25 protein-coding genes are annotated in these 23,303 nt (G+C 34.1%); 22 read left to right on the top strand and 3 right to left on the bottom strand.

Going from position 1 to position 23,303, the window contains the following annotated elements; all coding sequences use genetic code 11:
• Window positions 1–15: 15 nt before the first annotated feature.
• The 21 genes from gcvH (at window position 16) to tsaB (ending at window position 18,675) form a co-directional block, all read left to right on the top strand.
• Window positions 16–396, top strand: coding sequence for a glycine cleavage system protein GcvH (gcvH, locus tag FC091_RS00125; protein ID WP_138432258.1), 381 nt, complete (start codon window positions 16–18; stop codon window positions 394–396).
• Window positions 389–751, top strand: coding sequence for a VanZ family protein (locus FC091_RS00120; RefSeq protein WP_138432257.1), 363 nt, complete (start codon window positions 389–391; stop codon window positions 749–751). The genes gcvH and FC091_RS00120 overlap by 8 nt, the downstream gene beginning before the upstream one ends.
• Before the next feature lie 65 nt (window positions 752–816).
• Window positions 817–1,545, top strand: a complete 729-nt coding sequence (locus tag FC091_RS00115; RefSeq protein ID WP_138432256.1) for an energy transducer TonB — start codon at window positions 817–819, stop codon at window positions 1,543–1,545.
• Window positions 1,546–1,666: 121 nt separating this feature from the next.
• The gene (locus FC091_RS00110; RefSeq protein ID WP_138432255.1) at window positions 1,667–2,461 is read left to right on the top strand and encodes an energy transducer TonB; all 795 of its coding nucleotides are present in this window, start codon (window positions 1,667–1,669) and stop codon (window positions 2,459–2,461) included.
• 108 nt (window positions 2,462–2,569) lie between these two features.
• On the top strand, window positions 2,570–4,687 hold the full coding sequence (locus FC091_RS00105) for a capsule assembly Wzi family protein (protein ID WP_138432254.1): 2,118 nt from the start codon (window positions 2,570–2,572) through the stop codon (window positions 4,685–4,687).
• 94 nt (window positions 4,688–4,781) lie between these two features.
• Window positions 4,782–5,675 (top strand): heme o synthase, encoded by an 894-nt coding sequence (cyoE, locus tag FC091_RS00100; RefSeq protein WP_138432253.1) that lies wholly within the window; start codon window positions 4,782–4,784, stop codon window positions 5,673–5,675.
• Window positions 5,676–6,275, top strand: coding sequence for a cytochrome c oxidase subunit 3 (locus FC091_RS00095; RefSeq protein ID WP_138432252.1), 600 nt, complete (start codon window positions 5,676–5,678; stop codon window positions 6,273–6,275).
• A 36-nt stretch (window positions 6,276–6,311) separates the two neighbouring features.
• A complete protein-coding gene (locus FC091_RS00090; protein ID WP_138432251.1) occupies window positions 6,312–7,313 on the top strand; it encodes a cytochrome c oxidase subunit 3 in 1,002 nt (333 codons plus the stop codon).
• A 21-nt stretch (window positions 7,314–7,334) separates the two neighbouring features.
• Window positions 7,335–7,781, top strand: coding sequence for a cytochrome C oxidase subunit IV family protein (locus tag FC091_RS00085; RefSeq protein WP_138432250.1), 447 nt, complete (start codon window positions 7,335–7,337; stop codon window positions 7,779–7,781).
• Window positions 7,782–7,850: 69 nt separating this feature from the next.
• Entirely contained in the window at window positions 7,851–8,561 is a 711-nt protein-coding gene (locus tag FC091_RS00080) for a hypothetical protein (RefSeq protein WP_138432249.1), read from the top strand.
• Complete coding sequence (locus FC091_RS00075) at window positions 8,554–9,303, top strand: SCO family protein (RefSeq protein WP_138432248.1); 750 nt, start codon at window positions 8,554–8,556, stop codon at window positions 9,301–9,303. The genes FC091_RS00080 and FC091_RS00075 overlap by 8 nt, the downstream gene beginning before the upstream one ends.
• A 1-nt stretch (window position 9,304) precedes the next feature.
• Complete coding sequence (locus FC091_RS00070; protein WP_138432247.1) at window positions 9,305–9,850, top strand: DUF420 domain-containing protein; 546 nt, start codon at window positions 9,305–9,307, stop codon at window positions 9,848–9,850.
• A gap of 2 nt (window positions 9,851–9,852) precedes the next feature.
• On the top strand, window positions 9,853–10,086 hold the full coding sequence (locus FC091_RS00065) for a hypothetical protein (RefSeq protein WP_138432246.1): 234 nt from the start codon (window positions 9,853–9,855) through the stop codon (window positions 10,084–10,086).
• A gap of 123 nt (window positions 10,087–10,209) precedes the next feature.
• Entirely contained in the window at window positions 10,210–10,911 is a 702-nt protein-coding gene (locus FC091_RS00060) for an ABC transporter ATP-binding protein (RefSeq protein ID WP_138432245.1), read from the top strand.
• The gene (locus FC091_RS00055; RefSeq protein WP_138432244.1) at window positions 10,904–12,148 is read left to right on the top strand and encodes an ABC transporter permease; all 1,245 of its coding nucleotides are present in this window, start codon (window positions 10,904–10,906) and stop codon (window positions 12,146–12,148) included. Before FC091_RS00060 ends, FC091_RS00055 begins: the two co-directional genes overlap by 8 nt.
• A 1-nt stretch (window position 12,149) precedes the next feature.
• On the top strand, window positions 12,150–13,409 hold the full coding sequence (locus tag FC091_RS00050) for an ABC transporter permease (protein ID WP_138432243.1): 1,260 nt from the start codon (window positions 12,150–12,152) through the stop codon (window positions 13,407–13,409).
• A gap of 39 nt (window positions 13,410–13,448) precedes the next feature.
• Entirely contained in the window at window positions 13,449–14,609 is a 1,161-nt protein-coding gene (locus tag FC091_RS00045) for an efflux RND transporter periplasmic adaptor subunit (RefSeq protein WP_138432242.1), read from the top strand.
• Between the two features lie 140 nt (window positions 14,610–14,749).
• Window positions 14,750–16,090, top strand: a complete 1,341-nt coding sequence (locus FC091_RS00040; protein WP_138432241.1) for a TolC family protein — start codon at window positions 14,750–14,752, stop codon at window positions 16,088–16,090.
• A gap of 8 nt (window positions 16,091–16,098) precedes the next feature.
• Complete coding sequence (locus tag FC091_RS00035; RefSeq protein ID WP_138432240.1) at window positions 16,099–17,409, top strand: efflux RND transporter periplasmic adaptor subunit; 1,311 nt, start codon at window positions 16,099–16,101, stop codon at window positions 17,407–17,409.
• Between the two features lie 48 nt (window positions 17,410–17,457).
• Window positions 17,458–17,994, top strand: coding sequence for a hypothetical protein (locus FC091_RS00030; RefSeq protein WP_138432239.1), 537 nt, complete (start codon window positions 17,458–17,460; stop codon window positions 17,992–17,994).
• Window positions 17,995–18,003: 9 nt separating this feature from the next.
• Window positions 18,004–18,675, top strand: a complete 672-nt coding sequence (gene tsaB / locus FC091_RS00025) for a tRNA (adenosine(37)-N6)-threonylcarbamoyltransferase complex dimerization subunit type 1 TsaB (RefSeq protein ID WP_138432238.1) — start codon at window positions 18,004–18,006, stop codon at window positions 18,673–18,675.
• On the opposite strand, the gene FC091_RS00020 is transcribed toward tsaB, so the two are convergent.
• The 3 genes from FC091_RS00020 to FC091_RS00010 all read right to left on the bottom strand — a co-directional run bounded on the left by FC091_RS00020 (window position 18,672) and on the right by FC091_RS00010 (window position 20,732).
• On the bottom strand, window positions 18,672–19,484 hold the full coding sequence (locus tag FC091_RS00020) for a mechanosensitive ion channel family protein (protein ID WP_138432237.1): 813 nt from the start codon (window positions 19,482–19,484) through the stop codon (window positions 18,672–18,674). The genes tsaB and FC091_RS00020 overlap by 4 nt on opposite strands.
• A gap of 70 nt (window positions 19,485–19,554) precedes the next feature.
• The gene (locus FC091_RS00015) at window positions 19,555–19,755 is read right to left on the bottom strand and encodes a dodecin family protein (protein WP_138432236.1); all 201 of its coding nucleotides are present in this window, start codon (window positions 19,753–19,755) and stop codon (window positions 19,555–19,557) included.
• 74 nt (window positions 19,756–19,829) lie between these two features.
• Entirely contained in the window at window positions 19,830–20,732 is a 903-nt protein-coding gene (locus FC091_RS00010; RefSeq protein ID WP_138432235.1) for a NifU family protein, read from the bottom strand.
• A gap of 185 nt (window positions 20,733–20,917) precedes the next feature.
• Here FC091_RS00010 and FC091_RS00005 point away from each other — a divergent pair.
• The coding region (locus FC091_RS00005; protein WP_138432234.1) for a choice-of-anchor L domain-containing protein at window positions 20,918–23,303 on the top strand (2,386 nt) is incomplete at its 3' end.

The raw sequence follows: 23,303 nt of genomic DNA, 5'->3' as shown, positions 1-23,303 counted from the left end.
ATTATACATTTTAAGATGAATATACCATCAGAATTAAAGTACACCAAAGACCACGAGTGGATAAAAATAGAAGGTGATATCGCCATAGTAGGTATTACAGATTTTGCCCAAGGAGAGTTAGGAGATATTGTTTATGTAGAAGTTGAAACTGTAGACGAAACTTTAGAGGCAGAAGAAGTGTTTGGTACGGTTGAAGCTGTAAAGACTGTTTCAGATTTATTTTTACCATTATCTGGCGAGATTGTTGAGTTTAACGAAAGTCTTGAAGACGAGCCAGAAAAGGTAAATGCAGACCCTTATGGTGACGGTTGGATGATTAAATTAAAATTTTCTGATGCATCTCAAGTAGATGATTTATTATCTGCTGAAGATTATAAAGCTTTAATAAGTGCTTAGAAAACTGCTGTTATCAGTTGCTGTTATCTATACATTAGCACTGATTATTGCAACGTTTATAAATCTAAATGGAGTACCAAGTTTAGGCTCTTCCTTTGATGATAAAATATATCATTTCATAGCCTATGCTGGTTTGGCTGGTTTATGGACAACCTATTTTAAACCAAGTCATAAAAAGCAAACATTATGGTTTGTATTTGTCGTTGTCATTTTGTTTGGGGTTTTGTTAGAGCTTATGCAACATCAACTCAATCAAAACCGTACCTATGACACATACGATTTGTTAGCAAACTGTTTGGGTGTTGTAGTTGGCACGTTAATTGCAGCAAGATTAGATATAATAAAGTTAAAATAAATAGAAGTTTTGCTTTTTTTCTTATTATTTAATTAAATTAGCAACTCTTTAAAATAAAGTTTAATATGGAACCTAAGAAGAATCCAAAATCAGATGTAAGCAGAAACAGTTCTTTGTATTTTGCTGTAGGATTAGCACTCATGCTAGGTATCACTTACATGGCAATAAACTACAAGACTTATGATAAAGCTGATGTTGTTGCCGATACGCTTAATCTAGATGATGAGTTTGAAGAAGAAGCACCAATAACAGAACAGATTGTTACTCCACCACCTCCACCTCCACCACCACCAGCAGCGCCTGAAGTGATCGAGGTAGTTGAAGATGAGGTAGAAGTAGAAGAAACCGTTATTGAGTCTACAGAAACTGAAATGGAAACAGAAATAGTAGAAGTAGAAGAGGTAGAAGTAGAAGAAGTAGAGGAAGATTTAGAAGTACCTTTTCACGTTATTGAAAACGTAGCTGTTTTTCCTGGTTGTGAAAACGAAAAAGGGAATGCTGCTAAGAAAGAATGTATGAATGAAAAGGTAAATAAATTTATTCAAAGAAAATTTAATACAGAATTAGCACAAGACTTAGGATTGGCTCCAGGAAAGAAAAGAATCTTTTGTAGGTTTAAAGTTGATAAAAACGGAAATGTTACTGCGATTCAGACACGTGGTCCACACCCAGCTTTAGAGAAAGAAGCTCAGAAAGTTTTGGCTAAGCTTCCAAAAATGAAGCCTGGTAAGCAAAGAGGTAAAGCTGTAGTTATGCCTTTCTCAATTCCAATTGTATTCCAAGTACAAGATTAGATTAGACAAAAGATATTATCTTATTATAAAAATCCCGTTCAAAATTAATTGGACGGGATTTTCTTTTTGGTATGCTTATTGTGACTTTATCATAATATTAACATTTTAAATAATACGTATTATGAAAAATTCGAAAAAAAATCTCAATAGTACTGGTCAGAGTACTGCTGAGGTGAGAAAACCACAAAAGCATGATGCAAATTTACAAAAAAACTCAACCCTATATTTCCAAATAGGGTTGATTCTTTGTTTATTGGCTACCTATGGACTGTTTGAAATGCAGTTTCAAGAGAAAAAGGTAACAATTGATGCTGTAGAAATTAATGATGTGGCAACTATTGATGTAGCGCCAGATTATCGTGTTGAGGAGGTTGTTCAGAAAAAAAACGAACCTAAAGTTGAAAGAAGTACAGAGTTAAAAGATGTTTATAAAGAAGTTGAAAACAACACACCAGACGTAGAGCAAAAAATTTTCACACCAGATGATCCTAAACCCTCTGATCAACCGATTACAAGACCAGAAGACATTGTTGTAGAAAAGATTCCTGAACCTGTTGATGTGCCTTTTTACAAGATAGAAAAGGCGCCAATCTATCCTGGGTGTGAAAAAAAGAAAACGAATGCTGACAGAAAGAAGTGTATGTCAGACAAGATAAGTAAACTTGTAAGTAAGAGGTTTAATACAGACGTTGCGAGCGACCATGGTATATCTGGCTTACAGAAAATTCAAACGCAATTTACTGTAGATAAGAATGGAAACATTACTAATGTTAAAATTAGAACACCGCATCCAGTACTAGAAAAAGAGGCATTGCGAGTTATTAATAAGATACCTATGATGAAGCCTGGCTACCAACAAGATAAACCAGTTGGTGTTATCTATAATCTGCCAATTAAATTTATGGTGAGAGACTAAATACAAACTACATATTTTTTAAAACCGTTACTAGCAGTAACGGTTTTTTTGTTTTAGGGTTACTAAAAAAAATAAGTATCTTTCGAGCACTAATAATTGATCTGTTTTATGAAGCATATTTGGCTTGTTGCGGTTTTATTAATTTCTTTTTGGAGTAATGCGCAAACACTATCAACTTACGAAAAGCCACCAGTTTTTAGTGAATGTGATTCACTAAGTGTAGATCAATTAAAACCGTGTTTCAATTTTACATTAAACAATTTCATTTATAACAATTTTAAAATCCCTGAAATTGTTTCCAATGAAGATTATACAGGTGATGTTCAGGTTCTTTTCGAAGTTAGTAAAGAAGGAGAGTTCAGGGTTATTTATGTAGATGCTATCTATGACGAATTGAAGGAAGAAAGTAAACGCGTCTTTGACGCTTTACCTAAAATAAAACCAGCAACATATAATTCTAAGCCTACTTTTGTTCAATACAGTTTAAGCATAGCGATACCTTTAGAAAAACCAACTAAGGAAACTGAAGGTAGAGAAGAAGGCATTCAAAAAGATGCCAATTTTAAAGAAGAAGATAGCTTAAATGCAACATTGTCTGATGAGTTTGATAACGTTAATGCAAGTCTCAAACCTTATGAAAAGTTAGAGTATAGTAGTCAGTTAAACATACCTTTTACACATTCGTATTATGCACGTTTTGATGACGAAATGAATGCCATTGGTACTAATAGTCATACTGCTGCTAAACCATTTGTCCATACAGATGTTGCAAAATATTATGACATTAAAGCAGAAAAAGAAAGTCTGGCAAAAGCAACCGATAGTTGGTTTGGGAGAAAGCTTTATAATGAGCATTTGGTGCAGGTACAAGGAAAAGATTACTGGTTTACAGTAGATCCAATAGTAGATTTACAACTTGGTGCAGAAACTGAGGGTGACGATGGTACTTGGAATAACACTAGAGGTGTATTTATACAAGCAGGATTCGGCAAGCGCTTTAATATATCGACTTCTGTGTACGAAAGCCAAGGCAGGTTTGCAGATTATTTTAATGCATATGCAGAAAGTTTGAGGGCTTTTGGTCCTGATCCTGCAATAATTCCTGGTAGAGGTATTGGAAAAAGGTTTAAAGAAAATTCGTACGACTATCCTGTGGCAGAGGCTTATTTGTCCTATACGCCAGCAGATTTTCTAAACATTCAGTTTGGGCATGGTAAAAACTTTATTGGTGATGGTTACCGTTCATTATTTCAAAGCGATGTAGCGAGTCCATATCCTTTTTTAAAATTAAATACTACATTTTGGAAAATAAAATATACAAGCACATGGATGTGGCTTAAAGATGTTAGACCAGAAGTAGTTGTGGATGACGCTTTTTTAACAAAATACATGGCAAATCATTATTTAAGCTGGAATGTCTCCAAAAGGCTTAATATTGGCTTGTTTGAATCAGTGATGTGGGCAGATACCAACGGTAGAGGTTTTGATGTTAATTATCTTAATCCAATTATTTTCTTTAGAGCCATTGAGTTTCAAACTGGACAAGGAGCAGGAAATGCTATTTTGGGTCTAAGTGCAAAATATAAATGGAATAATAAGGTAAATCTTTATGGTCAATTTATACTAGATGAATTTTCATTAAGTGATGTCACAGGTGGAAATAAAAGCTGGAAAAACAAGTTTGGTTTTCAGTTAGGTGCTAAATATTTCAATGCATTTAAAGTAGATAATTTATTGCTTCAGGCAGAATATAATCAAGTGCGCCCTTATACGTATTCACACAACACGGAAATTCTAAACTATGGTCATTTTAATCAGCCTATGGCTCATCTTTGGGGAGCAAACTTTAGAGAACTAGTATTGATAGGTCGTTATAATTATAAACGTTGGTTTGCAGATACAAAGCTTATAATAGGTCAAAGAGGTTTCGATTTTAATACTGATGAAGATAGCTTTGCATATGGTGGAGATATCTACACTAACGAAAATGATCGTGTTGGTAATGTTGGAATAACTATTGGACAAGGAAATAAAACCAATAGTTTTATGTGGGAGCAGCAAGTGGGTTATTTACTTAATCCTGAAACGAATTTAAAAGTTTTTGCCAACATTATTTATCGAGATTTTAATCCGCAAACTATTACTTCTTCTACAACAGACTCAAACACCCTTTGGTTTAGTTTAGGCATCCGAACAGATCTTTTTAATTGGTATAACGATTTTTAAAGATTAACCTTTATTAAAGTTTTCTAATAGCGTTGGTGAAAACCTTTTTTCAAAGTATCTTTGCACTCGCTAAGAATAGGACAAATAACTAGATTTGAGCAGTACAGAATCTTCGGTATCAAAAACTTCTGTAATAACAGATTTTAAGGAAATCACCAAAATGGGATTGTCTGTTAGTGTTGTGTTTTCTGCACTGGCTGGATATTTGTTGGGGGCAGACACTATAAATTATACCACGCTTATGCTTCTGGCTCTTGGAGGATACTTTATGGTTGGCGCTTCAAATGCCTATAACCAAATTATTGAGCGAGACTTAGATGCTTTAATGGATCGAACAAAGAACAGGCCTATTCCTGCAGGTCGTATGTCTGTTAATACAGCATTTATTATTGCAACCGCATTTACAATTTTAGGTATTGTTACGCTTTACAATATCAATCCAAAAACAGCAATGTGGGGAGCAATCTCCATTTTTTTATATACAAGTGTTTACACACCTCTAAAAACAAAAACACCATTGTCTGTGTTTGTAGGAGCTATACCGGGAGCTATTCCTTTTATGCTAGGTTGGGTAGCAGCTCGAGGAGAATTTGGTATTGAGCCAGGAACATTATTCGCAATTCAATTCTTTTGGCAATTTCCGCATTTTTGGTCAATCGGTTGGTTTTTATTTGATGATTATGAAAAGGGAGGATTTTTTATGTTGCCAACAGGAAAACGAGATAAGGGTACAGCTGTACAGATAATTATGTATAGCGTTTGGACAGTTTTGGTATCTATAATTCCTGTATTTGGTTTTACAGGAGATTTAAAACTATCAATTCTAGGTGCTGTTGTTGTATTTTTATTAGGAGTACTGATGTTGGTTTTTGCATTAAGGTTATTTAAACAACGAACAGTAAAAGCTGCTAAGCAACTAATGTTGTCTAGCGTATTTTATATTACGATGTTACAAATTATATATGTTGCAGATAAATTTTTGAGATAGATGGATTTAACAGAAGGAACACGTCAAGAAAAAACAGCCAGATCAAAAAAAATGATGCTTTGGTTTGGTATAGGATCTTTAATAATGTCCTTTTCGGCATTGATAAGTGCTTTTATTGTAAGCTCTAAACAAAGAAAAGATAAAGATTGGTTAAGCAGTTACGATCTACCAAACGCGTTTTATATAAGTGTAGCTATTATATTGTTGAGTAGCTTAACTTTTATATTAGCAAAAAAAGCACTAAGACAAAATAACAGACAAATGACAACCGTATGGTTGTTAGTTACTTTTATTTTAGGAGTTGGATTTGTTTTTAGCCAGTTTGAGGGTTTTAGACAAATCATCCAAGCAGGATACAATTTTACTGGTCCAACAAGTAACATCACAATGTCTTACATCTATTTGATAGCTGTTGTGCATATATTGCACGTCATTGCTGGTTTAATTTGTATACTTGTTGTTATTTATAATCATTTTAAACAAAAGTACAACACCAACAATATGTTGGGATTAGAACTGGCGGCAAATTTCTGGCATTTCGTAGACCTGCTTTGGCTTGTGCTCTTTTTGTTTTTATATTTTTTTAGAGACATAATTTGATTATTTTTGTCCAATCTTAAAATTTAATTAATTTCTATGGATTCTACAGTATCAAGTACTGGCACAGAAGGGAAAATTTGGGGAGGAGGAAATAAACCTCTAAAGGCAAGTTATGGTAAGATGATGATGTGGTTCTTTATCGTTTCTGATGCATTGACATTTTCAGGTTTCTTAGCAGCTTATGGCTTTTCTAGATTTAAATTTATAAAAGAGTGGCCTATTGCAGATGAGGTGTTTACTCACGTTCCCTTTTTACATGGTCAAGAATTACCAATGATTTACGTTGCTTTCATGACGTTTATTCTTATTATGTCTTCAGTAACTATGGTATTAGCTGTAGACGCAGGGCATCATATGAATAAGGCAAAAGTAACCTTGTATATGTTCTTAACCATCATTGGTGGTTTAATATTTGTTGGATCTCAAGCCTGGGAATGGGCAACATTTATTCAGGGAGATTATGGAGCTGTGCAGACTAAGGGTGGAAATATCCTACAATTTGGTGAGTATGTTACAGTAGATGGTGCAGAAAAATTCAAAAGAGTATCTATAGATGATTTTGCTGTTAGTATTCCAGACGTGCGCGAAGAGCACGAAAGAAAGAATGGTCTATGGTTTAGGGAAGAAGCTAGTCTGCCACCTTATACAGTAAACGAAATATTTCAAGGTTTAGAAGCTAATCCAAATATATTAGTCAGAACACAATTGATAAATGAAGAAGGACAAAAGACTGTTCTTTCTAGAGAAGAGTCATTGAAACAAATTAAAGAGAATGGAAGTCTTGTGGTAAAAGGAGCTAACCTTAGAGTCAATGAATATGGTACTTCACTTTTCGCTGACTTCTTTTTCTTCATTACAGGATTTCACGGATTCCACGTATTTTCGGGAGTTGTACTAAATATTATCATATTCTTTAACGTGGTATTAGGTACATACGAAAGAAGAGGTAGCTATGAAATGGTTGAAAAAGTTGGTCTTTACTGGCACTTTGTCGATTTAGTTTGGGTATTTGTATTCACCTTCTTCTACTTAGTTTAAAATAGAATTAGATAATAAATTATGGCACACGAACATAAATTAGAGATATTTAGAGGACGTTGGAAATTTAAATCTAACACGCAAAAAATTTGGGGTGTACTGGCATTCTTAACTTTTGTAACTGTTATAGAAGTAGTGCTTGGTATATACAAGCCAGAAATACTAATGAACACTTGGATCAGTCCTTTAGAAGGTGGATTCTTTGCAACAATTGGTAATATTATTCTATCACCATTTGTATACATGAAGCCTTTGAACTTAATATTTATCCTCTTGACTATTGTAAAAGCTTACTATATTACATGGGACTTCATGCACATGAGAGATGAAGTAAAAGCCTTGAGACGTATGGTAGTTTGGACAGGTGTTTTCTTAATCTGTTATTTAATCTTTATCTTACTACAAGAAGGTGGTTATGTATTTGAAGTTTACAATGCAGATGACGCTTTAATTACAAGAGACTTCTAAACTCAAAATATTGAGTTAAATGATATTAAAAAGGTGGTTTTTCTAAACCACCTTTTTTATTTTTGCAATATGGAATTAAGTAGCAAAAAACGCAATATTGTCTTAAGTATTTTATTCTTTCTACCAGTAGCATTTATACTTGTAATGTTGCTTTCTAAGGACAATTATAATCCTTTAGATATTGTTAAGGAAGGGGTCGTGGAATTGCCTGATAATAAAGATAATTTACAGTTGAAAGACCACATTACTATTCTGTCGTTTTTAGGAAAAAAACCGATGGAAAATTCCACAGCAGCTTTTAATTTGAAAGAGCTGGTCTACGATAGAAGTAAAGGGTTTAAGACATTTCAGGTAGTAATGTTACTGCCTTATGAGGCAAAAACTGAAGCTGAAGCCTTGCTTAAGGAAATCAAATCGTACGAAGATTTGCGCTTTTGGCATTTGGTTTATGCAGACGACTCTGATATTAAGCGTGTGTTTAATAGCTTAAAATCTGAAGAAGCGTTGGATAATAATCTTTCTAGTAGTATGGTTTTTATTATTGACCGAGATTTGAATCAAAGAGGACGATTAGATGATAGAACTGAAAAAGAGATTGAAGCAAATAAGCCACTTTATAGTTTGTATAGCTATGATTGTGTGGAAGTAGCGGAGTTAAAAAATAAAATGGCAGCAGAAGATATGCGTGTGCTGTTTAAAGAATATAGAGACAAGCGTAAGGGAGATTTTGACCATTCTAGTCAAAGAAGAAGTAAAGATTTAAAACAAACCAATGAGTAGCAAAACCAATTATTCATACGTAGGTATAGCATTTATAATTTTAGTTTTTGGCATCATATTTATTCCAAAAATCATTAGTAGAATTAGCAATGATGACATCACTAGAGATGAAAGTCGAAGCGAAAATGTTTCTAATAACATAAAAGGAACTAAAAGTGATTTAGCCTATCTAAATATTGGTGACAAGCCAAAAAAGATACCTGCCTTTAGCTTTATAGATCAAAATGGTAATACCATTACTAATGAAGATTATTTAGGTAAGGTGTACGTTGTAGAGTTCTTTTTTACTACTTGCCCAACAATATGTCCAATAATGAATCGTAATTTGGTTAGTGTGCAAAATTATTTTAAAGATTTCGAAAATTTTGGAGTAGCCTCATTTACAATTAATCCAGAAGTTGATTCACCAGAGGTTCTGAAAGCTTATGCTGAGGCCTACGGAATTAATAATCCTAATTGGCACTTAATGACTGGTAATGAAGATGCTATTTATAAACTAGCCAACCAAGGTTTTAATCTATATACAGCAAAAGACGAATCTGTCGAAGGAGGGTTTGAACATTCAGGTAATTTTGCCTTAATAGATAAAGAAGGATATATACGTTCAAGAAGAGATAATTTTGGAAATCCTTTAATATTTTATAATGGTCTAATCTCTGAAGAGGATGGTGTTGATGATGAAGGCATTCCTCAAGAAATAACAATTTTAAAAGAAGATATTGCTAAACTATTGAAAGAATAATATGAGTACTGTTGATTTAGAAAAAGAAAAAAAATATAATAAGTGGATTGTAGCACTTTCAGTGATAATTCCCGTTGCAGTGGCAGCCCTTTTTGGTATTAATCTTAGAGAGCTAGGCTTTGATGTAGAACCTTTAACAATGTTGCCACCAATTTACGCAACTATTAACGGACTAACAGCAATAGTTTTAATCGTGGCTGTAGTTGCAATTAAAAATAAGAATAGAACCTTGCACGAAAACCTTATGAAGTTTGCAATTGCTTTATCGGTAATTTTTTTAGTAATGTATGTGGCTTATCACATGACGAGCGATTCTACAAAATTCGGAGGTGAAGGTGCTGTAAAATATATTTACTATTTCATTCTTATAACTCATATCTTACTTTCGGTTGTTATTATACCTTTTGTGCTAGTTACCTATGTAAGGGCAATAACTAACAACATTGAGCGTCACAAAAAAATAGCTAAAATAACATTTCCATTATGGCTTTATGTTGCAGTAACTGGTGTTATAGTTTACTTTATGATTTCTCCTTATTACGTATAAAAATGAAACAGAAAACCATCTTTTTTTTAATCGTTTTTTTCTTTCATATAAAGATGAATGCCCAATGTGCAATGTGTAGAGCAGTGCTAGAAAGTGGCGATGATCAATCTGCGGCTGCTGGTATTAATGATGGTATAATGTTTCTAATGGCTGTGCCTTATATTCTGGTTGCGGTCATAGGTTTTTTTGTATATCGAACTTTTAACAATTCAAAAAAATCAAAAAAAACAACTTAGAATTTGTAACAAATTTCTGTTTTCTTAGTCTTAATCATAGGGTTTTAAGCTAAAGTCTTAACAATTTGTTGGCACAAAAATATTGAGATTTTCTTAAACTTGTATCAGTTAACCAATCAAGTTATGATTCAGATTAAAGATTTGCATAAGTCTTACCATATGGGAAGCAATTCGCTTCACGTTTTAAAAGGCATAAATTTTAATGTAAGTGAGGGAGAACTTGTATCCATAATGGGTTCTTCAGGTTCTGGTAAATCTACGTTATTAAACATTCTGGGAATGTTAGATGAAGCTGATTCTGGTCAATACATTTTGGATGGAGTCCCAATTAAAAATCTCAACGAAAAAATAGCCGCAAAATATAGAAATGAGTTTTTAGGATTCATCTTTCAATCCTTTAATCTTATTAATTATAAAAGTGCATTAGATAACGTTTCAATGCCATTGTATTATAAGGGTATAAAACGAAAAGAGCGTACAGATAAAGCGATGCATTACCTCGAAAAAGTTGGTCTTGCAGAATGGTCTCACCATTTACCTAGTGAGTTATCCGGTGGGCAAAAGCAACGTGTTGCTATAGCCAGAGCACTAGCGAGCGAGCCTAAAGTGCTTTTGGCAGATGAGCCTACAGGTGCATTAGACACAAAAACATCTTACGAGGTTATGGATCTTATTCAAGGGATTAATGACGAAGGAAAAACAATTCTGGTTGTAACTCACGAGCATGATATAGCACAAATGACCAAACGCATCGTTAATCTTAAAGATGGTGTAATAATAGATGATAGTAAAGTGGAACAAGTAAGAGCTTTAACACATGTTTGATTTAGAACGGTGGCAAGAAATATTTGAAACTTTACGGAAAAATAAACTTCGTACATTTTTAACTGGGCTTTCGGTAGCATCAGGAATTTTTATTCTGGTTATCCTTTTAGGCTTTAGCAAAGGCATAGAAAATGGTGTAAAATCACAGTTCGAACAAGATGCAACTAATAGAATTTCTGTTTGGACAGGAGTTACAACTAAAGGGTACAAAGGGTTAAATCCTGGTAGATATGTTCAACTTAAGAACTCAAGCTTTGAATCTGTAGAACGAAAATATGACGACTATTTTGAATATCGAAGCAAGGATTACATGATTTGGGGAGGTACTGTGACCTACAAAAATGAATCAGGAAATTATAGAATTAGAGGAACCTTGCCAGATAATCAGTTTATTGAGAATGCAGATATAGGATATGGACGTTTTGTTAGTCAATTAGATTTAGCCGATAAGAAGAAAGTAGCTGTTATCGGTAATAAAATGAAAAAGGATTTATTCAAAGAAGAAGATCCTATAGACAAAAATATTCAAATTTTTGGTGTTAATTTTAAAGTCGTTGGTGTTTTCTACGATCCGGGAGGAGACCGAGAAGAAAGTCAAGTTTATATACCAGTCACTACAGCACAACAAGTTTTTAATGCAGGAGACAATATCAGAAATATGTCGTTTACAGTAAATATGGCAGATAATTTTGATGAAGCTGTGGCACAGTCTACTGCCATTGCACAAGGTATAGAAACGCAGATAAAAGAGCTTCATACTGTAGCACCAGACGACCAGAGCGCAGTTCGTGTAAACAACACCTTAGAAGAAGCCCAAAAAATATATTCTCTCATAGCGACCATACAAGCTGTATTTTGGTTCGTGGGAATAGGAACAATTATAGCTGGTATAGTCGGTGTAGGAAATATTATGCTAATAATTGTAAAAGAGCGTACAAAAGAGATTGGTATAAGAAAAGCCTTGGGCGCATTACCAATGTCCATAGTTGGGATGATTTTACAAGAAGCTGTATTTGTGACTATTTTTGCAGGTTTATTCGGATTGATTTTTGGGTTAGGTTTATTGGAATTAGTTGGTCCACAAATAGACAGTGATTTTATTAAATATCCGCAGGTAGATTTCAATATCGCTTTAACAACTGTGTTTATATTAGTAATTGCAGGAGCTTTCGCTGGGTTTATACCTGCTTATAGAGCTGCAAAGATTAAACCCATAGTGGCATTAAGAGACGAATAGTATGTTTAACAGAGACCGTTGGAACGAAATATTAGAAGCACTAAATGCAAATAAGTTTAGAACTATTTTAACTGCATTTGGTGTGTTTTGGGGAATCACAATCTTAGTATTACTCTTAGCCTTAACAAATGGTCTTAAAAATGGTGTGACTGCAGATTTTGGTGATTTTGCAACAAACTCTATGTTTATGTGGACTCAAGGAACCTCAAAGCCTTATAAAGGACTTCCTAAAGGACGATATTTTAATTATAAGCTAGACGACGTCGAAGCTATAAAGTCAGAAATTACTAATCTTAAGTATGTTTCGCCAAGAAATCAATTAGGTGGGTACCGAGGCGCTAACAATGTTATTAGAGGAACAAAGACAGGTGCCTTTGAAATTTATGGTGACTATCCAGAGTACATTAAGCAACAGCCAATGGACATTCTCCAAGGCCGTTTTTTAAGTTATTCCGATATTAATTCAAAAAGAAAAATATGCGTCATCGGAACAGGTGTTGTAAAAGGACTATACGATAAAGGAGAAGAAATATTAGGAACCTATATTAAAATTAATGGAGTTAATTTTAAGGTTGTTGGTACATTTAAAATGAGTAATAGCCAAGGCGATGATGAGCAAGATGCTAGCACTATTTATATACCATTTACAACTTTTTCGCAAGCTTTTAACAGAGGGGAAAATGTAGGTTGGATGGCCATAACAGCTGTAGACGATGTACCAATAACTTCAATTAAGCAACAGATTTTTGATTTAATGAAATCAAGGCACAAAGTGCACCCAGAAGATGATAGAGCTATTGGTCATTTTGATTTATCTGAACAGTTTGGTAGAATAAGCGGTCTCTTTTCAATATTAACGATAGTGGGTTACTTTGTAGGAGCATTGGTGTTAATGTCTGGTATCATTGGTATTAACAATATCATGCTGATTGTTGTTAAAGAGCGAACAAAAGAGATTGGTGTAAGACGTGCATTGGGTGCAACACCATGGATGATCAAAGGTCAAATTCTTCAAGAAAGTTTGGTGCTTACCATTTTATCTGGCATGTTAGGAGTGTCCTTTGCAGCCTTGGTGATATGGGTTTTAAATTACATATTAGATCAAGCTGGTGATGTAGAAAATTTTGCTAATCCAAGTGTGGGTATGCAGGTTGTATTCACTGCACTTATAATACTAGTAGTTTCTGGTCTTTTAGCAGGATTAATTCCCGCTAACAGAGCAACAAAAATGAAACCAGTAGACGCATTAAGAATAGAATAAAAAACGTTTATCGATAAATAAATTATATATCAATCAAAGATGAAAAGAACAACAACCGTCATCGTATTAATTTTAATAGTAGTAGTATTTGGGGTGTCCCTTTTTTACCTATGGTCAAAAAATCAAGAAGATCCAATAACGTACACTTCAGAAACTCCAACAGAACAGACTATTGTGGTTAAAACCGTAGCAACAGGTAGCATAGTTCCAAAAGAGGAGGTGTTAATAAAACCTAATATCTCTGGTGTTGTAGATGAGGTCTTTGTAGAAGCTGGAGAATATGTTAAACAAGGAGATTTAATTGCTCAAATTAGAGTAATACCTAACGTTTCTAATTTAACAAGTGCTAAGAATAATATAGCATCTAATCAAACAGCTTTGCAAACTGCTGAAATTAATTATAAAACACAAAAAGCTATATACGATCGCCAAAAAGCCTTATTTGACAAGGGTGTAATCTCTGCAAATGATTTCGATCAAGTAAATAATACATACTTACAAGCTAAGCAACAAGTAGAGCAAGCAAGGATTAATGTTACGCAATCGCGTCAAAACTATGACATTATAAAAACAGGAACAACATCTGGTTTAGGTAATATAGCGCAAACACAAGTAAGAGCAACAGTTTCTGGTATGGTGCTAGATGTGCCTGTAAAAGCTGGTAACCAGGTTATTGAGGCTAATAATTTTAATGAGGGAACATCAATTGCATCATTAGCTGATGTTACCAAAATGATTTTTGAAGGTAAGGTAGATGAAAGTGAAGTAGGAAAGATTAAAGAAGGACTACCTTTAGAGATTACCGTGGGTGCCATTGAAAACGAAAAGTTTGATGCAGTTTTAGATTACATTGCTCCAAAGGGTGTAGCAGAAAATGGTGCTATTCAGTTTGAAATTAAAGGTAGCCTTAAAACGGTAGATTCAACATTTATAAGAGCAGGTTTAAGTGCAAATGCTTCGATCATTTTAGAAAAAGCCGAAAACGTTATGGCAATTAAAGAGGCTTTGGTGCAATATGATAAAGAAACAAAAAAGCCATTTGTGGAGATTGAAGTAGGTGATCAGGAGTTTGAGAAAAAACCTCTGGAATTAGGTATTAGCGATGGTATTTTCGTTGAAGTTAAAAGTGGTATAACCAAGGACGATAAGATAAAAGTTTGGAATCAGGTGCAAGGAATGCCAAAATATGCGCAACAATAATTTTAACATTTAGTGTAACACATTAGAATTTATATAGACATATAGGCATTGTGAAATTAGTCAAGATAATTTTTCGGTATATTTTAAGAAATTTAATGACAAATTCCATCTGTCTATAATAAAATCAATAAAAACAACAGATGAAAAAATCAATCATAGTAATACTAACGCTTTTTGTAGCTTTTGCCAATGCACAGGATAAAAAGTGGACGCTTTTAGAATGTGTTAATTATGCATTAGAGAATAACATTTCTATTAAACAAAGTGAGTTAGATACAGACTTAGCAGATATTGCCAAAAAAGACGCAATTGGTAATTTTCTGCCAACATTAAATGCCAATGGTAGCTTTGGACAAAATACGGGTGCTAACATTAACCCAGCTACAAACCAGTTTGAGAACAATACCTTTGAGTCTGCTAACGGCTCTATCAGTTCTGGTATTAACATTTTTAACGGTTTAGCCAATTGGAAAACATTACAGCGTGCTAAACTCAATCAGATTGCAACACAGTACGGTTTAGATAGAATGAAGGATGATATATCGTTAATGGTTGCAAATTCCTTTTTACAAATTCTAGCTAATAGAGAGCAGTTACGTGTCTTAAAAGCCCAAAACGAGGTAACTAAGGAAAACATTAAAAACACACAAGATTTAGTAGATGCTGGTGTTTTGCCTCAAGGAGATTTATTAGAGATCCAGGCTACAAATGCCACACAAGAGCAACAAATCATTAATGCTGAGAACACATTGTTTATTTCAAAATTAGGACTTGCACAAACATTACAACTAAAAGATTATTTAAACTTTGATATAGTAGATGTGGACTATGGTTTGGTCGCTGCTGATATTTTAGATAGAACACCTTCTGAGATCGCAGAAAAAGCAAAGGAAGAAGTTAATAATGTATTAATAGCTAAAGCCAATTTAGAAGTTGCTGAAAAAGATTTAGAAATAACGAGAGCAGGTTATTTTCCGACTTTATCTGGTTTTGTGCAGTATAACACTCGTTGGGCGAGTTCTCAAACCAATCCGTTTACAGGTGAAGATATTCCATTTATAGATCAATTATATCTTTTTGATGGAACTTCTTTAGGACTTCAACTTAGGATTCCGGTTTTTAACGGATTCAGTGTTAGAAACAACGTTCAAAGAGGTAAAGTAGCTATAGAGCGTCAAAAATTCCAATTAGAACAAACCGAGTTAGATTTAGAGTCTACGGTATATCAAGCTTATAATGATGCTAAAAATTCTAAAAAATCTTATGAAGCTGCATTAAAAACTGAAGAAGCTCGTCGCTTAGCTTTTGAGTATGCTAAAGAACGTTACGATGTAGGGTTATCAAATTCATTCGATTTTAACCAATCGAGAGCGGCTTATGAAAATGCACAATCAGATGTGGTAAGAACAAAATATGATTATATTTTTAGACTTAAAATATTAGAATTCTATTTTGGGCTTCCAATAACCGACTTAAACTAATTTTAAAAATGAGTAAAACTGTAAAGATAATCATTGGTATAATTGTCCTACTTCTATTATTGTTAGTAGCAGGAAAATCAATGGGATGGTTTGGTAAAAAAGGAAATTTCAAGGAAGTTATAGTAAAGGAAGTTACTTTAAAAGATATCGTTGAGACGGTTTCCGCTACTGGTAAAATTCAACCAGAAGTTGAAGTTAAAATTTCTTCTGAAGTATCTGGCGAAATTTTAGAGCTTCCATTTAAAGAAGGTCAAGAAGTCAAAAAAGGTGATTTATTAGTAAGGGTAAATCCAGATTTAATTCAGTCTGCGGTGAGCAGAAGTCAGGCTACATATCAAAATGTAAGAGCTAACTTAGAGCAAGCTGAAGCAACTTTAAAACAAGCCAAAGCGGACTATGACAGAAACAAATCGTTGTTTGAAAAAGGTGTAATTTCTAAAGCTGACTGGGACAGGGCAATCGCTAATTACGAAACAGCTGTTGCGGGTAGAAGTTCAGCATATTATAGCGTGCAGAGTGCAGCAGCATCTGTAAATGAGGCTAAAGATAACCTCACCAGAACAACAATCTATGCTCCAATGAGCGGAACAATTTCCATGCTTAATGTAGAACTTGGCGAGCGTGTGGTAGGTACACAGCAAATGGCAGGTACGGAGATTTTGCGTGTTGCAAATCTTAATAATATGGAAGTTGAAGTAGATGTTAACGAAAATGATATTGTTAAAGTAAATATTGGTGATTCTACAATAGTTGAAGTAGATGCGTACTTAAAAAAGGAATTTAAAGGTGTTGTTACAGAAATAGCAAACTCTGCTGCAGGAAACTTAACAGCAGATCAAGTAACCAATTTTAAAGTAAAAGTTAGAATTCTTGAAGAATCCTATAAAGACCTTACAGAAGGAAAACCAGAAACGTATTCCCCTTTTAGACCTGGAATGACTGCAACAGTAGATATAATCACCCAAACCAGAAAAGATGCTATTGCAGTACCAATTAGTGCAATCGTTATAAAAACAGATACAAGTTCAACTAAAAAGCCTTATGGTAAGAAAGTAGAGATTGATGACGATGAAATTCAAAAAGAGGAAGAAAAGTTCGAATGTGTGTTTATAGACGATAACGGTAAAGCAAAGCTAAGAGTTGTAAAAACTGGTATTCAAGATGATTCTAATATTGAAATTACTTCAGGATTATCTAAAGACGATAAAATTATTACTGGACCATACAATATGGTTTCTAAAACATTAAAGCCTGGAGATATGATTGAGGCTAAGAATAAAAAGAAATCTGATGAATCCGAAGCAACTGACAATGATTAATTTTCGTAGTTTTGTGACCATTCAATACAAACCAGAAATAATTTAATTATGTTAAAAAATTTATTCGTATTTGCTTTTATAGCCGTCTTAGTATTTTCATGTAGTTCAGATGATAGTGATGGTGATGGAGGAGGAAGTAATTGTCCAGATTTAATAAACCAGACTGCTCAAGGAGATTTTAGAGGCGAAACTTTCGTGTCACCTGGTGGAACTTATATATTAGCACCTGGTGGAAACAACGGCTACACTTGTACTATTTACGTAGAAAATAGAACTGGCGGAGATTGTGTGTTCCCAATTTTTGGAAACGATGCTGACCCTCAGGACTCTATAAAGTTTCCAATAGATGATTTAAGCCTTCAAACATACACTTTTTCTGATACAGGCGGTGATACTATTAATTTCAATAGAGTAGCTGTAGAAAATAATGTACCTGTTACCACTGCAGAACTTGCGGTTTGTGGTACTGTAACTATTACAGAGCACGATGCTGATGCAGATACTTTAACAGGAACTATAACTGCAGTTGGTCAGGATGGGAGTGAGATTAACGGAACCTTTATCTTAGACCTTTGTGTATTTTAAATATTTGAATTGGCTATTATTCTAAATATAGAAACAGCAACAACTAATTGTTCAGTCTCTCTATCTAAAGATGGAGAGACTTTAGTTTTAAGGGAAGACAATAGTTCTGGTTACTCTCATGCAGAAACCTTACATGTGTTTATAAAAAACATTTTTGAAGAAGCAAAAATTAAAACATCGAATATAGATGCAGTAGCTGTTAGTAAAGGGCCTGGCTCTTATACTGGTTTGCGCATTGGTGTATCTACTGCAAAAGGATTGTGCTACGCTTTAAACAAACCATTAATATCTATTTCAACTTTAGAGAGTTTATCCCATCAGGTTATAATTGAAGACGGACTTATCATACCTATGTTAGATGCACGTCGTATGGAAGTGTATTCGGCTATTTATAATCATAATCACCAATTGATAAGAGAGATTAAAGCCGAGGTTTTAACAGAAGACAGTTATATAGACTTATTAGAGAAAAGCAAAGTCTATTTTGTTGGAAATGGTGTCGCCAAAACAAGCCAGCTTATACAGCATTCAAATGTAATTTTTATTGAAGGTAAATTGCCATCAGCAAATGAGATGGGATTGCTTTCTGATCTCAAGTATAAAAAAAGCGACATCGAAGATGTCGCCTATTTTGAACCTTATTATTTAAAGGACTTTGTTGCGATTAAAAAGAAGGCCTAAGCTTTCTTTTGTATTTCTACGCTATGAGGATAAGGTATTTCTATACCAGCAGTGTCTAAAGCTTCTTTAGCGTTTTCAGTAACATCAAAATACACATCCCAATAATGTTCTGTTTTGCACCATGGTCTTACAGCAAAATTAACCGAACTGTCTGCAAGTTCTATTACCGTTACTGCCGGATCAGGCTCTTTCAAAACTTTTGGGTGCGAGGTAAGAACATTCATTAAAACTTCTTTGGTTTGTTTAATATCTGCATCATAACTTACGCCAAACACTAAGTCTACACGTCTTGTGCCTTCAGTAGTGTAATTAATTATATTGCCATTAGAAAGCGCACCATTTGGAATTATAATTTCCTTGTTAGAAAGACCTGTTAACTTAGTAGTAAAGATTTCAATTTCCTTTACAACACCAATTTCTCCTTGCGCTTCAATAAGATCACCAATCTTAAAGGGTTTAAAAATCATAATCAATACACCACCTGCAAAATTGCCAAGTGATCCTTGTAAGGCCATACCAACAGCTAAGCCAGCTGCAGCTAATACAGCTGCAAATGATGTTGTTTCTACACCAACAGTGCCAAGTACTACGAGAATTAAAACAATTTTAAAAATCCAGCTAATGAGATTGAGCAAAAACTTTTTTAAGCTATCATCATAGTTCGCTTTGGTCATTGCTTTTTTTATGCCTCTCATTGTCATTTTAATAATCCAACTACCAATAATCCATATCAGAATTGCAGCTAAAACCTTTGGTGCAAATTCTATAATTAGATTATAACCCTCATCTATCCATTTTTGTGTTTCCATATTGATTAATTTTTGCTGAATAAAAAAACTCGGCTTTAAAACCGAGTAAATTTAAAATATTGTTTTACAATTATTTAACTTCAAATGTCAACTTTAGGTTAACTCTAAATTCAGTAACGTCATCACCTTTTACAATAGCGCTTTGGTCCTGCACATATACAGAACGTATATTTTTTACAGTTTTAGAGGCTTCTTTTACTGCTTTTTTAGTTGCATCTTCCCAACTTTTGTCTGAGTTTGATAATACTTCAATTACTTTTAATACTGCCATAATATGTTGCTTTATAAGGTTATTTTCTTTTTAGAAACTTTTGTGAGCAAAAAGTCACTTAAAGTTACAAAACTTTAACCATTTATTGCATTAACAGTAATCGAAGAATCATTCAACATTTCTCTTAGCATATTTTCGATGCCGTTTTTTAATGTAAATGTTGATGATGGACAACCGCTACAAGCGCCTTGTAATAATACTTCAACTTTTTTTGTTTGTTCGTCGTAAGACCTAAATTCAATATTCCCACCATCACTTGCAACTGCAGGCTTTACATATTCCTCCAGGATATTTACTATGTTTTTAGAAGTGTCATCAAGCGCCTCAAATTTTTGTTCTATTGCTGCTTCTGTTTTATTAAGTTGTTTGGGTGCATCATCATTAAGAATAGTCTTACCTTCTTCTACATATGATTTAATAAATTCTCTAAGCTGTAGTGTGATTTCCTCCCATTCTATAATATCAAACTTTGTAATGGAAATAAAGTTTTTTTCCATAAAAACATTCTTCACAAAAGGAAATTGGAATAATGCTGTTGCTAACGGAGATGGTTTAGCTTCTTCTATAGATGTGAACTCGTAAATATTAGGAACTAATACTTTGTTGCAAACAAACTTTAAAACACTTGGGTTGGGAGTGCTCTCTGCATAAACAGTTACTGCTGCTTTTGGTTTTATAGCCTCTTCAGTAACAATAATACCATCATTAGAAAGATAATCTTCAATTTGAGTAGCAACTTCTTCTTGAACATCGCTCCATTCTACAATATTGTAACGTTCAATAGCGACAAAGTTCGAAGTTATATATACCTTCTTAACAAATGGTATGTAGAATAATTGCTGCGCTAAAGGAGAGTTTTTGGCCTCATCTATGTTGTTAAATTCAAAGCTATTGTGATTAGTTAAAAATCGGTCAGCTTCAAATTTTAATATGGTCTCATTAGAGGTAGGTACTATGGTTATTTTTGTCTTTGGCATTCTTTTTTCTACAAAAATATGAAATATCAACATTAAACGTTAATCCTATATATGATGTTTTGTAACTAATTTCTTAAGTCAATTCATTTTATTTGATTAAATTTCGTCCTCATTTACAAAAACGGGACATGAAGTGTTAATTCGATAACATTTGTTGAAGGTTTTTAAATGAATTCTGACTAACTATGAAAAAGATAATATTTGTAACAACGCTTATAATTTCGTCTCTTGGGTTTTCTCAAGATCTTTCAATGCAAGATGGAACGTTTACACGATGTGCGCCAGATAAATTTTTTGATTCTGGTGGTGAATTTGGACCATATGGAAATAACGAAAATTTTACAACTACGATCTGTCCACCTAATGCAGATGAATTCATTATACTAGATTTTTTAGATTTTAGCACTCAGCTAAACGCAGATGTTTTAACAATTTATGATGGGGACGATACCACTGCAGCTGTTTTAGGTACATATTCAGGTGTAGCCTCTCCTGGAACTATTATAGCCTCAGATACTAACGCTTCAGGATGTTTAACTATAACATTCACGTCTAATGGTGCAGGTAATACAACAGGATGGGAGGCAGATATTACATGTGCCGTTTCTTGTCAAACAATCACACCACAAGTTGTTAGTACCACACCAGTAGAGACATCTCCAAATGTTGTTGAGATTTTACCTGGAGAAACTGTTGACTTTGTTGGAGGAGCAACATTCTCTGTAGATGGTACAAATGCAACCTACTCCTGGAATTTTGGTGATGGTAATACAGCAACAGGTACTAATGTTTCAAATACTTTTACCACTTCAGGTACATACTTAGTTACACTTACGGTTCAAGATGATAATCCTTTAGGGTGTCAAGAAAGTATTACTTTTTTTGTTAATGTTTTACAGGCAATCGTGTCTGTAAATAATAATGCTTTTCCAGAATCATCTATGTCTTTACCAGAATTAGTGGAGAACGTTTTAGTGTCTGGTGGATGCTCAGGTGTTGATAATTTCTCATTTCAGGTTAATGGTGCCCCAGGTGACACAGGTACTAAGAGTTACGGATATTTTACTAGAGGCGGAGCAGTTAATTTTCCATTCGAAGAAGGTATTATTATAACATCAGGTGTAGCTGCTCAGGCAGGGAATAATATTAATCCCAATTTAGTTTCCAATAATAATGGCCAAGCAGGAGATGCAGATTTAGAAAACGCATTAGGTTTTGGTGCAGGTGACACAAATGATGCAACATTTGTGAAGTTTAACTTTGTTCCTACTTCTAATGAGATAAGTTTTAGATATTTAATGGCTTCTGAAGAATATGATGGTTCTACAGAATGTAGTTTTGCAGATGGATTTGCATTTTTACTTCGTGAAGAAGGAACGGTTGCTTATACCAATTTGGCTGTTTTACCAGATGGTACACCAGTAAATGTAACAAATATTAATAATTCAGGAAACTGTACTGATAACCCAGCTTTTTTTGAAGGATATAATATTGGTGAAACTAATTATGGTGGTAGAACAGTTGTGCTTACAGCATCAGCAACAGTAATTCCTAATACAACCTACGAAATTAAATTGGTGGCGGCCGATGAAGGTGATTCTATATGGGATTCAGCTATCTTTTTAGAAGCTGGAAGTTTCAATTTAGGTGGTGATTTAGGAGATGATATAACAATTGCTGCTGGTACTGCAGAATGTGGTGGTAATGCAATAACCCTAGATACTGAGGCTCCTACAGCAACACATACATGGTATTATTCTCCAGATTCTGATGATCTTAATGATGCTACTCTTATTAATGGAGAAACAGGTCCTACAATTAATATAACAGACGAAGGATATTACTTTGTCGAAGTTGAATTTGCTCCGGGTTGCGAAACTTCGGACAGTATTTTGGTTGAGTTTAGACCAAGTCCTGTTGCAAATGCAGCTTCTGATTTATCTATTTGTGATGCAGATGCCACTGCAGAATTTGATTTATCAGAAAATGATGATGATGTGTTAGGAAGTCAAGATTCTAATGATTTCACCATAACTTATCATCTCACCGAACAAGATGCTATCGATAATGTTGGTGCTTTACCATCTAATTATATTAACATTTCTAATCCACAGACCATATGGGTTAGAATAGCTGATGATTCACAAGAGTGTTTTGATACTACTTCATTTCAATTGTTGTTTAGTGATCTTACGATAGGAAATACAATTAGTCCATTACAAGTTTGTGATGGCGATATAACTGATGGAATAGGAACGTTCACTCTAACCGATAGAGACGCTGAAATTATAGGAACAAACGATCCGGATGATGTTACTGTAACATATCATTTAAATCAAGCTGATGCTGAAAATAATGCATCTCCATTGCCTACTTCTTATAACAATGTTACACCCAACAACCAAACTATTTATGCGCGTTTAGAAGATAATGTTAATAATGAATGTTATGCAGTCACCACCTTAGAACTAGAGGTATTGGGCAATCCAGTTGCGAACATGCCAATGGCCTTGGAGGAATGCGACGACGACACCGACGGTTTTGTGGAGTTTGATCTGAGCGACCGCGATG

This window comes from Winogradskyella algicola (assembly GCF_005869935.1).
Lineage (GTDB): Bacteria > Bacteroidota > Bacteroidia > Flavobacteriales > Flavobacteriaceae > Winogradskyella > Winogradskyella algicola.
Note: the sequence above shows the minus strand (reverse complement) of the source record. Positions and strands in the feature narration are given on the sequence as shown.